The following is a 15,079-nucleotide window of genomic DNA, read 5'->3' on the forward strand; positions in this document are numbered from 1 at the left end:
TTAGCCAGCGCCGAGCAACGCGCCTCAACCCGATTTCCCTCGCACGCATCTGCCGCAGATAGTGCGCGGTCGGGCCGGCTGGCGCCTCGCGGGCACCAATATTTAGTAAGAGGGGCGGTCGTCCCACCACGTCAGGTTGAAGAGGCGACCGCCCTCGTCGCGTCCGGAACCCTGTACCTCGCCGCCAGCGGCCCGCTACAGCACCGTCGGGAGAGGTTCGACCCAGCAGCTCCGCACGTGGGGTTCGACCAGTCGCAACGCCTCCTCGGCATCCGATTCGGTCAGGAAGACCCCGACGTTGTGCCGGCTCCGGCGGCCGTCCTGCTCGGTGACCGCCGTGAGCACGTACACGGTGGCGCGACGCTCCCGGCGTATGCCGTTGGGCATGCCGGCGAGGAACGCCTCCGCGACCTCCTGCGGCGAGGCGGTGTCGAGTTCGGCGCCGACGCCCGCCAGCGGCTTGGTCGGCCACACCGGGTCGTACGGGCTGAAGGTGTTGAACAACGACGGCTGAAGGCGCGACAGTAAGCCCTCGCGCCACCCGACGGCGAGGGTGACGGCGTAACCGGTCACCCCCTCGCTCTCCAGCATGAGCACGCGCGCCGACCCCGGGCGATGGCCAGCGATGTCCCCCTCGATCCCCGCGGCCTCGTCGTCGGTCGCGCAGCGGATCACCAGGCCGCGGTACCCGCCCTGCATCCGCACTGCCTCGACCGGCTTGAACAGCACTTCCACTGTCGTGGGAAGGCGCCGATCGTCGCCGGGCATGCGGTCCGCGCGCAACAGCAGTTGGCCGTGTGTCGCCGAGTACGACCACAGCGCGAACAGGCGCTCGCTACGAAAGAGTTCGGCACCGGGGTGAAAGTCCTCGTCCCGGTGCAGCCACACGCTCGACGTCACACCGTCACCATCGGCCAAGTGGGGCCAGCAGTCAAAACTCACCGCGGTTGGTGCAGCCAGTGTTCGATGACGCCTTCGCGGTCGGAGACCTCGTCCTGGGCGATTGCTTGATCGTGGTCAAGCTGACCACGAGTGGGCGGCCTCGGTGCCGGCGGCTCCGATCGCCGTTGCTGCCGGTCGCCGCCTGCCTACCTTCACGCGCTACCGCAGATGGGCGCCGACTACCGCTGAGCCGGAGCCTGCCTGTTCTTCGGCGGCGTTCTCGATATGGATCCCGAGCGCCTTCGCCAGGGTGTAGGACAGCGCCGCGAGGTCTTGGTGGGCGATGACTGCTCCTGCCATGCTGGTCACCCCACCGATCCCGGCCAGTAGGCAGTTGTTGAAGCGGGTGCCGTTCATCGTCGCTTGTGAGAACTGGGCGCCGGTCAGGTCGCAGTCGGTGAAGCGGACGCCGGTCAGGTCCGCGTTCTGGAAGTCGGCCCGGGTCAGGTTGCAGCCGTCGAATGTGACGCCGGTGAAGTTGGTGAATCGGAACGATGACAGGTCGAGCCGGCACTCGGACATCGTCACGTCGCGCAACGCCCCGTTGATCCAGTGCACGCCGGTCATCCGAAGCGTCGATAGTCCGGTCCGGATCATGGACGACCTCTCGGCCCGCAGGTTCGCCAGGTTCGTGCTCTCGAACAGGCAGTCGGTGAAGGCTGCCCCGTCGAGCTGGACACCGCTGAGGTCCGCGCCCTTGAATCGGCACTGCATGAATTCCACTCCGTCGGCTGCCTGTCCCGACAGGTCGAGATCGACGAATGCCAGCCGTTGGAACGTCGATTCGGGCTCAAGCCTGTGATCTTCGGCTGTGGCCAGGTCCAGCGAGGCCGGCGGTCTTGGCTTCGCCGGCGCTCGAAAAGGGGCGACACCCGAACCACTACCACGAGACGTCCGCGCAGCCATGCGCGGACTCTAGCCGCGGGCGTCGTATCCACGGCACACGCCGCCCCACCCGCGCTGCCGTGGCCTGGAGCTCCGCGTGATCATCCAGGACCCTGGTGCAGCACGCACCTTAACTGCTCGACCGCCGCGCTCTCGGTGAGTACGGTGCGGCGGTGGCGACGAGGGCGTATCAGGAGCTCCGCGGTGAAGTGACTCGCGTGTGGGACCAGTTCTACGCGATGTTCGACTTCCGGCCCAGCATGCATCGCTTCCCCGCTATCGTCGAGCCGACGCCATCGGTCACCTGGAGCCTCACCCCCCTCGATGACGATCCCGCCGACGTGGGGTTGGATCGTCTCACTGAGGTTGTTCAGGCGGGCTTCGCTTCGCTGGTGGGGGAGGGGTCGTTGCTGTGCCTGGACTGGCAGCATCCGTGCTATCGAGTCTGGCCGAGGCTCATCGGGCCCGAGAATCTTGATCCGCCAGGGCGGCCAGGCTGGCCGTTGTCGCCGTATCCCGACGGGGACTATCACATCTACCTGTCCGAGGACTTCCGGTTCGGCTCCTTCGGACATCCGTGGGAGTCGTCGCTGTGCATCTTCGGTACTGAGCTGCTCGACGCGATCGCCGCGGACGTCCACGCGGTGCTTCGACATGTCATCCGCCGGGACGGTCGATCCGCCGCGGCATAAGTAACAAGCATGTCCGGGCGGGTGGCGTGAGTAAGCCCAGCCCCGAGACGGCCCTCCAGCGCAGACATCACTCGGCTGATCGACGGCGCCCGCGACGGCCTATCTGAACCACTTCGACCGCACAACCGTGACACCCGAGCGGTGGCTGCGGTCCTGGGCCGAGGAGAGCGAATCGGAGCAGCGGGGTGAACGCCATGCCGTCCGACCCACACGTTGTCCCCGCCAACCCGTTCCTGCGCCGACTCGATATGCCGCAGTTGCTGGCTTATGTCGGCTCCGCCTGCCTTGACACGACCGGGGAACCTCGTGCAGGGACGAGTTTGCCTGACCGGGGAGATCCCGCAGAGGCGCCGGGAGCACGCCCGTGATGGGCCATCCATGGGCCAGTAGCCTCGAGGTCCAGCGGTCACGAGCGGGCACGAGACGCAGCATGACCGCCCCCCGGCAGCAGGCGTTTCGGGCATCCCGGCCGGTTGAGCGCGCTCTTCCAAACTGGCGGTGCGGTGGGGCGGCAGCGGTACTAGAGAGCGTGCAGGTCATCGATGGTCAGCGTGATTGCGCCGGCTTCTTCCCAGATCGTTACCTGCAAGGTCATGTCGCTTCTGCCGTTCTCGCGGGACCAGAGGTCGACGTCGACCTTCCAGGCGTCGTCGTCAGCAAGGGAGTAGGCGTTGGCGTGGTTCCACGCCTCGGGCGGCAGTGGGATGAACGTCGCCGGGTATTCGCGCGCCCAGGCGCCCAAGTCGTGGTCCGATCGCGAGTAGTCCCGTGCTAGGCCGTCGAAATCGCCGGCGGCGATCCGTTCGACTACCTGCTCGATGATGGTTCGGAACCGGGCTGGGAGATCCGCAGCAGTCACCGGTCGAGTATGAGAAGTGGGGACGACGGCTGTACAGCCATCCGTACAGCCAAGCCGGCCCACCGACGGGAGCGAGAAGCGGTGGCTGCCGACAGACCGAGCACGTCAGCCGCAGCGGCCGACGTTCGCCGACAGCCGTCTTTGATCTTTGCAGGCAGAGGCGTCCCTCTGTCTGCCCGATGGGAGCTGGCCCGCCTGCGGGCGACCTCCGGCCGGCATCGGCCGGGCCGGCCGGACGCGTGGTGTCCCGTCCGGACGAACCTGGCGCCGTCCGGCTGTAGTTGGCGCCATCGTGGCGCCGGTCCGGATTGACCTGGCGTCTACGCAGGGCCGCGTTGTTGCTTATGACCCCGTGGCTTTCGCTCGCTGTCCACCCCCGGGGCACTCCTCAGGCGGGGCGTAGGCACGAATGGTGCCGTTGTGCCGCGCAACTCTCCCGTCAGCGGTGAGGGCTACGAGGCGTTTGCAGACGGGGCACCGGCTCCGCTGGTGTTGCGAGCGCTGGGTCACCTTGCCTCCCCGGGTAGGTCCTTGCACGTCTTCAGTTTCATCCGCCGAGCCATGTCGCCCATCGTTGCCGATCGAGGCTCGGACGCGGGCTAACCACGGAAGGTGCCAGGTTCGGCCGGACGGGACAGTTGGTGGACTGCAAGAGCCATTGCCTCCGGGCGGGGATCTTGTTCCGCTTCGGCGTTGAGTTGCTCGACACGATCGCCGTGGGACGTCCACGCGGTGCTTCGACCCGTCTTCCGCCGGAACGTTTGACCCCGCCACGGCATGATCACAGTGCCTCGGGGTGCGGTGGGCGTGCGTAGGCGCTCAGGTCTGGGACACGCCAGTGCAGGGGTCGCTCGGCTGGTCGACGGCGACGCCCGGTCGGCGCGGCATCTGACACCATCGATGGCACACCCTCACGCCCGTGAGGGCGCTGCTGTCGTGGGCCGGGGAGAGCCGAATCGGAGCAGCGGGGGTGAGCGGCGGACCGCTGCCGGACCCGTCGCTGCCCCGGCCCGGTTGCGGGCCAAATCGCGGTGACAATCGCCATCGCCGCCAAATATCGTGCCCCAGATGACGGATCGGATCGGAGGGGGTGGTCGGTGAGGCGAGGGTCGCCGCAGGAGAAGAAGGCGCTCAGCTACGCGCGGGACTGCCGGTACAACTACGGTGAGAGCAACAAGGGCTCGCGCCGCAGCATCCGGCGTAACAGCGGTTCCCGCACCGGGCCAACCGGCACCACGACCATCTGGCGCTCGCCGCCCTTACCGGTGCACCTGATCCACTGATGGACGAGGCCGTCGAGGTCCGTCTGCGTGGCCGGCGTCCGAAGGCCTGGCGCAAGTGGCCAGACCTCCCACTCGGCGTGGTCATCGCCTCCCGGCGCGAGCCGTGATCGGCGACGAACGGCCGTCGGCCGCCGCGCTGACCCGTCGCCTGCGTCTGCACCGACGGCAGTGGCGCCATGACGGGCGGACCTACCAGGTCATCAGCCTGCGCCCGAGTGATCCCACCCGCTATGCCGCCCGCACCGAACGGCACTGGACCATCGTCTCCTCGGACCTCGCCGGGGCGCGGCTGCTCGGCCGGCTGCTGTGGGGCCTGTCCTACCAGCGCCGACCGGACACCCTGCTGGTGTTGGAACCCGGGCGGATGCTGCCCGACCCCGAACACGGCCGCCCCAGCCCCGCACTCGTGTTCGCCGTGGGAGGCCGCACGGTCCTGTCTACGGCCACCGGGCGCCGGCTCCGCCAGCCGCGGATCTGGCGCAGCCGACCCACCGGCACCGCCACCTGGAACACCAGCGGATTCTCCAATTCCCTGGTCGCCCTGCATGCTGTCGGCGTACGAGTTGGTGTCCCCAGGTAGGTACGGCTGAACGTGGCCAGGTCGCGGCGTGGCGACGAGCCGGTCAGGTGTCCGATGAGTAAGACTTCGCCCGGTATGAGCTGGGGCGGAGGGCGGCGATGGTTCTGCGGTCGGAGCGGTGGCTGGAGCTGCGCCGGTTCCGTGCGCTGCATGAGGCGGGGCTGAGTCTGTCGCAGATCGCTCGGGAGACGGGGCTGGACCGCAAGGCGGAAGTACCTGGCAGACGAGGCAGTGCCAGCGCCGCCGCAGCGGTCACCGCGTCGGGATGCCCGGGCATCGGTGTTGAGCCCGTTCGCGCACGTGATTGACGCGTGGTTGCGGGCGGAGTTGCTGCTCAAGGGCACGGTGATCCACGAGCGGCTGGTCGAGCAGTACGGCTTCACCGGCAACTACCAGCGGGTCAAGCTCTACCTGCAGGAAGCCCGGCCGCGGATCGCCGCGGAGCTGGGCATCGGCCCGGATGAGCTGGCTGGGCTGCACCGCCGTTTCGAGGTGGTGCCTGGTGCGCAGGCGCAGGTCGACTGGGGTGACGAAGGCGCGATCCTGGCTCACGTCGGGATTGCGAAGGTCTATTCGTTCCACATGGTGTTGTCGTATTCGCGGGATCCGTTCTGCTGCTTCACCACCAGTCAGGACCTGTCGGCGTTCTGGGAGTGCCACCGGCGGGCGTTTGCCCACTTCGGTGGGGTGCCCAAGTCGATCGTCTACGACCGGACGAAGACCGTGGTGCGCCGGCATGTCGCCCCCGGGCAGGCGGTGCCGCTGCACCCCGAGGCGGTCGCGTTCGCCGGGCACTACGACTTCGACATCGACGTCCTCGCCGCCTACCGCCCAACGGGCAAGGGTCGGGTCGAGCGGCAGGTCACCATCGTCCGCGACCACGTCCTCGCCGGTCGGGGCTTCTCGTCCCTCGCCGACCTGGACGCCGCGTTCCACGCGTGGGTGCCGATGCGCCGGGCCCGAACCCACCGCACCCACGGCGAGGTCATCGGCGTCCGCGCCGCCCGCGACCACGCCGCCCTGCGACCGCTGCCGGCGCGGCCGTATGTGGTCGCCGCGAGGCATTTGCGGCACGTCGGCAAGGACTGCCTGGTCGCCTACGACGCGAACCTCTACTCGGTTCCGGCCCGTCGGGTGCGTCACCGGCAGCTGGTCGAGGTTCGGGCCACCGCCGCGACCATCGCCATCCACGCCACCATCGCTGACCAGCACGGCGAGACCCTGCTGGCCACCCACCCTCGGGCGGTCGGACGCGGCGCCCGCGTGGTCGACCCGGGCCACTGGGACGGTCTGCCCGACGGGCATACCCGTTCGACCACCACCGGCGACACCCCGGCGTCACGCACTCGCCTCGCGCCCGGCGGCGGGCCGTTGCAGGCGTTGCTGAACCGGGCCGCCGCGGCTCAGGTCGTCGTCGACCGCCGGCCACTGTCGGTCTATGACCAGATCGCCGGCACCGCACCGTTCACCACCAGCCGCAGCTATCCGAAGGGCACGACCTCGTGAGTGACCTCGTCGCCGACCGCATCCGGGCCACCGCCACCCGCCTCGGCCTGCCGCACCTGGCCCGCACCCTGGCGGACCTCACCGCCCGCGCCGACACCGAGGCCATGGGCTACCTGGACTTCCTCGACCTGGTCCTCGAAGAAGAACTCGCCGTCCGCGACGAGCGCCGCTTCCGCCCAGCGTTGCGCCTGTCGAAACTGCCGCACCACAAGACCCTCGACGAATACGACTTCGCGTTCCAACCCGAACTGGACCCGCGCAAGATCCGGGACTTGGCCACCCTCGCGTTCGTGCAGGCCAAAGCCAACCTCGCCCTGCTCGGCCCACCTGGAGTCGGGAAGACCCACATCGCCGTCGCCCTCGCCGTCGCCGCCTGCCGAGCCGGATTCACCGTCTACTTCACCAGCCTCGACGACATGGTCCGCCACCTCACCGCCGCCGACGCCATCGGACGCCTCGCCCGCAAGCTGCACACCTACCTACGCCCCAACGTCCTGGTCATCGACGAGGTCGGCTACCAGCCGCTGGAACGCGCCCAAGCCAACCTCGTCTTCCAGGTCATCTCCAAGCGCTACGAGAAGGGCTCCACCCTGCTCACCTCGAACAAGAGCTTCGGCGAATGGGGCGGTGTCTTCGGCGACGAAGTCCTCGCCACCGCCATCCTCGACCGACTCCTGCACCACTGCGACGTCGTCGCGATCAACGGACCCAGCTACCGCCTCAAAAACCGCCTCACCGCCATCGACGGCCAAGCCAACGTCGCCTGAACCTGGCCACGTTCAGCCGTACCTACCTGGGGACACCAACTCGTACGCCGACACATGCCGTACAGGATGCCCGTCGGAACAATCTGCCCCTGCCGCACACCTACAAGCCCAGCCCCCGACCGGCCGACGTCACCGTCTCGCCCGACCTGGTGACCGCTCTCGCAACGCCGGCCCGGCTACGCGAATGGGCGACCTCGGTCGGCGACGTCGGCGGCTACTGGTGCAGCGACGAGTCCTGCACCGAGATGGACTGGGACGCCACGCTCGACGTGCATGCGGTGCGGCACTTCTACCGCCGCTCCGCGGCCGCCCGCCGCGCCCGCGCCGAGGTCCTCGCCGCGCCAGACTGCCCGACCGAACCCGAACTCATCGACCAGCAGGTTCGCGCGCACGTCGACGTCGTCGCCGCCCGCCGACCCGGGCCGTGGGACTTCCAGCCCTCAGCCCAACGCGGCTGACCCCGGCCTGTCGACGCGTCCCAACTGGCTGTTCCACGTCCTGGTGACTGTGCCAACAGTCGCCGAGTACCTGCCCCGCGTCATCGCTGCGGCAGGCCCGGGCGCCCGGCGTACCTACGGCACCTATTGGGAGCGCATGGCCACGGTCTGGGGCGACCGACGGCTGGACGCGGTCGCGGCCAGCGATGTAGAGGCGATGAAACAGCAGATGACCGCGACGGCGCGGTCGCGGCGCAACAACCGCAACGGCCGACACGCCGGCGAGCACGTCGTCGCCGCCCGCGCCCTCTACTCCCGGGCAATCGTCGATGGCCTGATCGACGCCTTGGCCAGTCCCGCCCACCGCGTCGCCAAACCCCGCCGCCTGCCCAACACCCGACGCGCCCTGACGGCATGGGAGTTGGAGGAGATCAATGCGGTGGCGTGCAGCAGCGGCAACGACGTCATCCTCGACGCCCTGATGCTGCGCCTGCACACCAAGACCGCCTGCCGGCGCGGCGGTGCCCTCGCCCTCCGGCTAATCGACCTGGACACCACCAACGGGCTTGTCCGCCTGACAGAGAAAGGATCCACCGTACGGTGGCAGCCGATCACCCTCGACCTCGCGGGACACCTGCACGAGCACGCCCTGGCCCGCGGCGCCGTTCTGGCCACCGACCGGCTGCTGTGCTACCGCAACGGCCAGCCAATTACCAGCCGTCGCTCCTGCACTGGTGGCTGACGAGGATCACCGGTGAGGGGCGATGAGATTCTCTATTGGCAGCAGAGCAGACCCGATGGCGACCGAGTCGCCTCCCAGTTCGGCGATGGCTAGTTCGAACTGCTGGCCGGGACGGGTCAGGCAGTGACTCTCGATGGAAGTGTGAATGCGGGCCGCGACGGACTCCATGAGCCGCAGCCCTACCCAGCCGCCGATGACAATCCGCTGAGGGTTGTGCATGTTGACCAGCCCGCCGATGGCTGCGCCAAGGCAGTCGATGGTCTCGTCCAGGACCTCGCTCGCCGCGGCATCGCCACTGTCTGCGGCATCGAGCAATGCTCCCATCGCGCGCCAGCCGGTTCCGTCGAACTCGCCGCCGCGACGCTTCCAGTCGGCGAGGATCGCGTCGGAGCCGATGTATGCCTCCACGCAGCCGCGGCTGCCGCAGGCGCAGGGCCGGCCGTTCCGCTCGATGACCATGTGACCCCATTCGCCGGCGCTCGAGCGAGAACCGCGGGCGAGCCTGCCCTCGGAGATGACACCAAGACCGACGCCACGCCCGAGCAGGGCCACTACGGCGAAGTCACATCCGCGTGCCGCGCCGTACCACAGTTCGGCTCGGGCTTGCATCTTCGCGCCGTTCTCGGCGTGTACGCCCTCGGTGATGGTGCACAAGTCGGTAACCCTCACCGGACCCCACCCAAGGCTCTGGGCGAAGAGGATCTGCCGACCGTTGTGATCTGTTTCCACGATGCCGGGCAAACCCAGTCCGATGCCGAGCAGGCTCGTCCAGCGGTCTGAGTGGCGGTCGCGCAGCGCAGTGAGGGCGTCGGTCAGGTCGGCGGCGATCCGGTCCGGGGGCTCGCGTTCGCTTCCGCCGCGGAACTCGCGGTCGATGCGGTTCATGGCAAGGTCGAACATCTCGACGGCGACGCCGCGCTCGCCGATGTCGGCGCCGATGGTTATCGCGCTGTCGCCACGTGGTCTCAGCAGGCCGATTGGTCGTCCACCGCGGGAGGCCATGGAGCCGGCCTCCTCGACGAGGTTGTCGGCGATGAGGTCGGACACGATGCTGATGACCGATGCCGCCGACAGGCCGCTGTCACGGGCGATCGTTGCCCGGGTCGTCTGACGCGCCAGGATGATGTGCTTGAGGACTGTCGCCCGGTTGCGGCGCCGGAGGCTGCTCACCGTGAACGGCTCGGCGTCGGCGTTTCCGGCCTGCCGGACGGGTTCTACTCGCATGGTGAGCGAAGCCTAACAAGGCGGCTCGACCGTTGATGGCCTGCGTCAAGGTCTCCCGCGGTGGCTTCGGCTTGCGCCTCGCCCCGGTGTATTCGGCCCACGGCCGGGGCGAGTGCTCGTCAAGATCTTGGCAACGAGGTGTTGCGCCTGAGTTATTTTGACACTTATCCTAAGCTCCACTTTAAGGGGGTCGCATGGTCGGGCGTGGCACGAAGGACCTGCGGGCGCGTAACCGCAGCGCGGTGCTTCGTCAGGTCGTGCGGTCTGGCGAAACTACCCGGGCCGCCTTAGCAGGCGACTGTTCGCTGTCGCCGGCGACCGTTACGAACGTGGTGGCAGATCTCATCCGCGACCGCCTGGTTGAGGAGAGCGGCTCCCTGCCCTCCGAAGGCGGACGCCCGATCGCCCGCCTGCGGCCGGTTGGCGCCGGTGCGTATGTGATCGGCGCCGACGTCGGCGAGCACGGCGTGACGGTGGAGCTGTTCGATCTGTCACTGCGACGAGTCGACCGAGTGTTCCGCCGGCTTGCCACTCGGGTCACCAGCCGCGACCGGGTTGCCGCAGCGCTGACCGGGGCCGTCACGCAGCTGCGCGAAGCCAATCCCGGCCCGGACGCTGTGCTCGCCGGCATCGGCCTTGGTCTTCCGGGCGTCGTAGACACGGCCGAGGACGGGACGACGACGATTTACGCGCAGAGCCTCGGCTGGGAGCCGACGGCACTGGACGAGGTGGTCGGCCACGTCGATGTGCCGATCGTCGCCGACAACGGTGCCAAGACCCTGGCCATGGCGGAGACCTGGTTCGGCGCGGCGACCGGCCGCAGTCACAGCATCGTCGCGCTGGTCGGCCGTGGTCTGGGCATCGGCGTGATCGCCGGCGGCCGGCTGCTGCGGGGATCGTCGAGCAGCGCTGGCGAATGGGGCCACACGAAGGTCTCCATCGGTGGCCCGATGTGCCAGTGCGGTGGCCGTGGTTGTCTCGAGGCGTACGTCGGCGGAGACGCGGTCGTCCGACGCTGGCGCGAAGCAGGCGCCGAGGTGACCGGATCGGACGAGGAAGCCTTCGCACGCCTCATCGATGCGGCCGAAGGCGGTGACGCGACGGCCGCCCGGGTGCTCGACGAGACGGTCGAGATTCTCGGGCTGGGGCTGGCGAACCTGGTCAACCTGTTCAACCCGGAGCAGGTGGTGATCGGAGGATGGGCCGGGCTGCGCCTGATCGAGCGCCGCCAGGCCCAGCTTCACCGGCAGGTCGCTCGATTCGCGCTGGACCAGCCCGCAGAGCAGGTGGCGCTCGAGCCCAGCAAGATCGGCGACGACGCGGTGGCGGTCGGTGCCGCGCTGCTGGCACTCGAGCAATTCATTGACGGAAACCTCACTAACGCACCGCTGGGTCAGCACGCGGGGAAAGCGCAGGCATGAACATCACCACCACAGGAGGACAGGACCTCGGCCTGGATCTGGCAGCGTTCCCGGCCGGGTTCGTCTGGGGCGCGGCAACAGCCGCGTACCAGATCGAGGGTGCCGCGAATGAGGGCGGGCGGGGGCCGTCGATCTGGGACACCTTCGCTCACACGCCGGGCCGTACCCTGCGTGGAGACACCGGTGATACGGCCTGCGACCACTACCACCGGTGGGAATCGGATCTGGACCTCGTCGCTGAACTCGGCCTGACCGCGTACCGGCTGTCGCTGTCCTGGTCCCGGCTCCAGCCGGCTGGGCGGGGTCCTCTCAACCCGAAGGCAATTGCCTTCTACCGCCAGTTGCTTGCCGGACTGCGCGAGCGTGGCGTGCGGCCGTTCGTGACCTTGTACCACTGGGACCTGCCGCAGCCGCTGGAGGACGCCGGCGGATGGCCGATGCGCGCCACGGCGGAGCGGTTCGCCGCCTATGCCGGGCGTGTGGTCGCTGAGCTGGGCGACCTCGCCGATGACTGGGTGACGCTCAACGAGCCATGGTGCTCGGCCCTACTCGGCTACGGCACGGGCAAGCACGCGCCGGGGCGCACCAGCTACCCGGACGCGGTAGCGGCGGCGCATCACCTCAACCTGGCCCACGGCCTGGCCGTGCTGCGGATGCGTGAGCAACGGCCGGGGATCCGGGTCGGCGTCACGCATCTGATCACCGATGTCGTGCCAGCCTCGAGCGCCCCGGCTGACCTGGCAGCGGCGGCGCGCACGGACGCCGACAACAACCTCATGTTCCTCGACCCGGTGCTGCGCGGCGGCTACCCGGATACGGTGTACGACCTGTACGCCCGGTACGGGCTACGCGAACTCGTCCGCCCTACGGACGAGCAGACCATTGCGACGCCCATCGACTTCCTCGGCGTCAACCACTACCAACAGATCATCGTCAGCCATGACGACGCCGAGCCACACCTGGGCGCCAAGGCCGTACCCGCCGAGCCCGCCACCACGTCGTTGCGCTGGTCGGTGAAGCCGGAATCGCTGCGTAACGTGCTGCTGCGGATCGCCACCGACTATCCGGCGCTGCCGCTGTACGTGACAGAGAACGGGGCAAGCTTCGACGACCATGTCGACCACCGAGGGCAGGTAGTCGACCCGGAACGGATCGACTACCTGCGCGGATACTTCCAAGCCGCGGCCCAGGCCGTCCGGGAAGGTGTTGACCTTCAGGGCTACTTCGTGTGGTCGCTGATGGACAACTTCGAATGGGCCGAGGGCTACAGCAAGCGATTCGGCCTCATCTACGTCGACTACTCCACCCAGCGCCGAACACCCAAGGCGAGCGCCGGCTGGTATCGCTACGTGATCACTCGGCACACCCGGACGGTTGGCCAGAACCGCCGGGGCGCCGCTGCCGAGAGTTCAGCACAGAAACCCCACCACACAGGAGATGGAGCATGACCAGATTACCGAAGGTCGGTGCCGCGATCGCGGCCGCCCTCATGATGTCGGCAACGCTGACCGCCTGCGGCGGCAACGAGCCGGCCAGCACGGACTCGAGCATGCTCAAGGTCTGGATCATGGGCGATGACGGGTCGAAGTTCGAGCAGCTGGTGGAAGACTTCACCAAGAGCTCCAAGATCGAGGTAGATGTCGATGCGATCCCGTGGGACAACGTCCACGAGAAGCTGACCACCGCCGTCGCGTCGGGCAATGGGCCGGACGTGATGCAGATCGGACTCTCGCACCTGCCGACCGCCGTCGACGCCGGTGCGCTCGCTGACCTCACCTCGGTGATCAATGCGCACCCCAACCTGGCCGCCGACAAGTTCCTCGACGCGGTAGCGCCCGACAAACTGAACCCGGCGGGCAAGACGCTGTCGGTGCCATGGATCAGCGACACACGGGTGCTGTTCTACCGTACGGACATCCTGACCGAGCAGGGCCTGAGCGGACCGCCGGCCACCTGGGAGCAGTTGCGCGAGTACGCCACCAAGCTCGCCGCTCGCGGCAAGGGCCAGTACGGCTACTACATTCCGCAGTGGGACGCTCCACTGCCCGCGCAGTTCACCTGGCAGGCGGGTGGCGACGTCGTCGACGCATCGGGCAAGATCAACCTGAACACGCCGGAGTTCAAACGAGCGGCCGACTTCTACCTGAGCTTCTACTCGGACAAGCTGGTGCCCACCGCGTCCGACTTCGACCAGACCCAGGGCTTCATCTCCGGAGCCGCCCCGATGCTGATCTCGGGTCCGTACCTTGCCACGGCGATCAAGGAGCAGGCACCGGAACTCGCCGGAAAGTGGGCCGTCGCCCCGCTTCCGAGCGACAAGACCGGCACCGCGCTCTACGCCGGCTCCAACCTGGGCGTGTTCAGCAAGTCCACCAACATCGAGGCGTCGGTCAAGCTGCTGAACTACCTGGCCGACCCGGCGACGCAGCTCAGGTGGTACACGCTTAACGGTGAACTGCCCGCCGTGAAGGCCGCGCTGAACGACCCGACCCTCACCGGGGAACCGACCGTCAAGGTGTACGTCCAGCAGCTGACCAACGCGAAGCTGCTGCCGGTCACCGCCGCGTGGGACCCGATCGGGCAGAAGATGCTGGCCGCGCTCAACGAGATCGCACTCAAGGGCGCCAACCCGGACGCGACCCTCGCCAAGCTGCACCAGGACGTCAACGACCTGCAGAAATAGCGCATCCCCGGGTGGGCGCGCAGCGCCCACCCGGACCCCGACGGGAGAGTTGATGATTGAGACCATCCCCGCCGCGGACGCGGCGACTCACCGGGCGGCGCAGCCGGCATCTGCGGCGGCCGCCAGGGGGCGGTCCCGCCGCGGTGCGCTGACTCCGTATTTGTTCGTCGGACCCGCGTTCGCGCTGCTGGTCGTGTTCGGCATCGTGCCGATCCTTGTGGCCGCGGGCGTGAGCGTCACCGACCTGGATCTACGCGGCCTGGGCGACACCGACGCGGTGCGGTTCATCGGGCTGGACAACTACCGGCGCCTGTTCGGCGACGGCGAGTTCTGGTCCGCGCTGGGCAACACCGGCATCTTCATCGCCCTCGGCGTACCAGTGATCATCGTCGGGTCGCTGGCGGTCGCGATCGCACTGAGCCAGAGTTCATCGCGGTTCTTCCGCCTGCTTACCGGCTTCTATTTCCTGCCGGCGATCACCGCGATCGTGGCCATTTCGCTGATCTGGGGGTACCTGCTCAACGGGCAGTTCGGCCTGATCAACTATGTGCTGGGCCTGATCGGTGTCGACCCGGTGCCGTGGCTGAGCGACCCGATGATGGCGAAGTTCTCCGTGGCGCTGGTGGCGGTCTGGCGCGCCTCCGGGCTCAACATCGTCATCTTCCTGGCCGCGCTTCAGTCCATTCCGAAGGAGTACTACGAGGCGGCGTCGCTGGACGGGGCGGGGGAATGGCGCAAGATCATTAGCGTGACCGTGCCGCTGCTGCGCTTCGCGATCTTCTTCGTCACGGTGACCACGCTGATCGGCTGGATGCAGTTCTTCGACGAGCCTTACGTGCTCACCCGGGGCGGCCCGACCGGATCGACGACCTCGATCTCGTTGTACATCTACCAGCAGGGATTCCAGTTCAATGAGTTCGGCTTCGCCTCGGCGGCGTCGCTCGTGCTGTTCGTGATCATCTTCGCGGTCACCGCGATCCAGCTGCGCGCCAGGAGACTCTCGCATGACTAGTCCGCTTGCCCGCCGTCGAGCCCGGCTGGCGCCGTTGGCGATCCTG

General features: G+C 68.2%; 15 protein-coding genes. 11 read left to right on the plus strand and 4 right to left on the minus strand.

The features are described from left to right. Positions 1-195: 195 nt before the first annotated feature. Both HCJ94_RS26230 and HCJ94_RS26235 read right to left on the minus strand, forming a co-directional pair. Positions 196-900, minus strand: a complete 705-nt coding sequence (locus HCJ94_RS26230) for a hypothetical protein (RefSeq protein ID WP_168003718.1) — start codon at positions 898-900, stop codon at positions 196-198. 201 nt (positions 901-1,101) lie between these two features. Beyond that, positions 1,102-1,848: a pentapeptide repeat-containing protein gene (locus HCJ94_RS26235; protein ID WP_168003719.1), complete on the minus strand. Its 747-nt coding sequence runs from the start codon at positions 1,846-1,848 to the stop codon at positions 1,102-1,104. 152 nt (positions 1,849-2,000) lie between these two features. Here HCJ94_RS26235 and HCJ94_RS26240 point away from each other — a divergent pair, with 152 nt between their 5' ends. Next, positions 2,001-2,519 carry a DUF2716 domain-containing protein gene (locus HCJ94_RS26240; protein ID WP_168003720.1) on the plus strand — a complete coding sequence of 173 codons (519 nt, stop codon included), beginning with the start codon at positions 2,001-2,003 and terminating at the stop codon, positions 2,517-2,519. 520 nt (positions 2,520-3,039) lie between these two features. Here the strand turns inward: HCJ94_RS26240 and HCJ94_RS26245 are convergent. Next, the gene (locus tag HCJ94_RS26245) at positions 3,040-3,378 is read right to left on the minus strand and encodes a DUF7668 domain-containing protein (RefSeq protein ID WP_168003721.1); all 339 of its coding nucleotides are present in this window, start codon (positions 3,376-3,378) and stop codon (positions 3,040-3,042) included. 1,097 nt (positions 3,379-4,475) lie between these two features. Here HCJ94_RS26245 and HCJ94_RS26250 point away from each other — a divergent pair. The 6 genes from HCJ94_RS26250 to HCJ94_RS26275 all read left to right on the plus strand — a co-directional run bounded on the left by HCJ94_RS26250 (position 4,476) and on the right by HCJ94_RS26275 (position 8,693). Next, positions 4,476-4,661, plus strand: a complete 186-nt coding sequence (locus HCJ94_RS26250) for a hypothetical protein (protein WP_168003722.1) — start codon at positions 4,476-4,478, stop codon at positions 4,659-4,661. 103 nt (positions 4,662-4,764) lie between these two features. Beyond that, complete coding sequence (locus HCJ94_RS26255) at positions 4,765-5,241, plus strand: hypothetical protein (RefSeq protein ID WP_168003723.1); 477 nt, start codon at positions 4,765-4,767, stop codon at positions 5,239-5,241. A 231-nt stretch (positions 5,242-5,472) separates the two neighbouring features. Beyond that, a complete protein-coding gene (gene istA, locus HCJ94_RS26260; RefSeq protein ID WP_309227439.1) occupies positions 5,473-6,747 on the plus strand; it encodes an IS21 family transposase in 1,275 nt (424 codons plus the stop codon). After that, entirely contained in the window at positions 6,744-7,514 is a 771-nt protein-coding gene (istB, locus tag HCJ94_RS26265) for an IS21-like element helper ATPase IstB (RefSeq protein WP_168003724.1), read from the plus strand. The genes istA and istB overlap by 4 nt, the downstream gene beginning before the upstream one ends. A gap of 149 nt (positions 7,515-7,663) precedes the next feature. Next, positions 7,664-7,972 (plus strand): hypothetical protein, encoded by a 309-nt coding sequence (locus tag HCJ94_RS26270; protein WP_168003725.1) that lies wholly within the window; start codon positions 7,664-7,666, stop codon positions 7,970-7,972. 43 nt (positions 7,973-8,015) lie between these two features. Next, positions 8,016-8,693: a tyrosine-type recombinase/integrase gene (locus tag HCJ94_RS26275; protein WP_168003726.1), complete on the plus strand. Its 678-nt coding sequence runs from the start codon at positions 8,016-8,018 to the stop codon at positions 8,691-8,693. 6 nt (positions 8,694-8,699) lie between these two features. Here the strand turns inward: HCJ94_RS26275 and HCJ94_RS26280 are convergent, their stop codons facing one another. Beyond that, positions 8,700-9,917: an ROK family protein gene (locus HCJ94_RS26280; protein ID WP_168003727.1), complete on the minus strand. Its 1,218-nt coding sequence runs from the start codon at positions 9,915-9,917 to the stop codon at positions 8,700-8,702. A gap of 194 nt (positions 9,918-10,111) precedes the next feature. On the opposite strand from HCJ94_RS26280, the gene HCJ94_RS26285 reads away from it, so the two are divergent. The 4 genes from HCJ94_RS26285 to HCJ94_RS26300 are packed head-to-tail and all read left to right on the plus strand — an operon-like array spanning position 10,112 to position 15,033. Continuing rightward, positions 10,112-11,338 carry an ROK family protein gene (locus HCJ94_RS26285; RefSeq protein ID WP_168003728.1) on the plus strand — a complete coding sequence of 409 codons (1,227 nt, stop codon included), beginning with the start codon at positions 10,112-10,114 and terminating at the stop codon, positions 11,336-11,338. Beyond that, positions 11,335-12,786, plus strand: a complete 1,452-nt coding sequence (locus HCJ94_RS26290) for a GH1 family beta-glucosidase (RefSeq protein ID WP_168003729.1) — start codon at positions 11,335-11,337, stop codon at positions 12,784-12,786. Before HCJ94_RS26285 ends, HCJ94_RS26290 begins: the two co-directional genes overlap by 4 nt. After that, positions 12,783-14,021, plus strand: coding sequence for an extracellular solute-binding protein (locus HCJ94_RS26295; protein WP_168003730.1), 1,239 nt, complete (start codon positions 12,783-12,785; stop codon positions 14,019-14,021). Before HCJ94_RS26290 ends, HCJ94_RS26295 begins: the two co-directional genes overlap by 4 nt. A 52-nt stretch (positions 14,022-14,073) precedes the next feature. After that, on the plus strand, positions 14,074-15,033 hold the full coding sequence (locus HCJ94_RS26300) for a carbohydrate ABC transporter permease (protein ID WP_168003731.1): 960 nt from the start codon (positions 14,074-14,076) through the stop codon (positions 15,031-15,033). Positions 15,034-15,079 lie beyond the last annotated feature (46 nt).

Origin of the sequence: Micromonospora thermarum (assembly GCF_012034245.1) — a bacterium.
GTDB lineage: Bacteria > Actinomycetota > Actinomycetes > Mycobacteriales > Micromonosporaceae > Micromonospora > Micromonospora thermarum.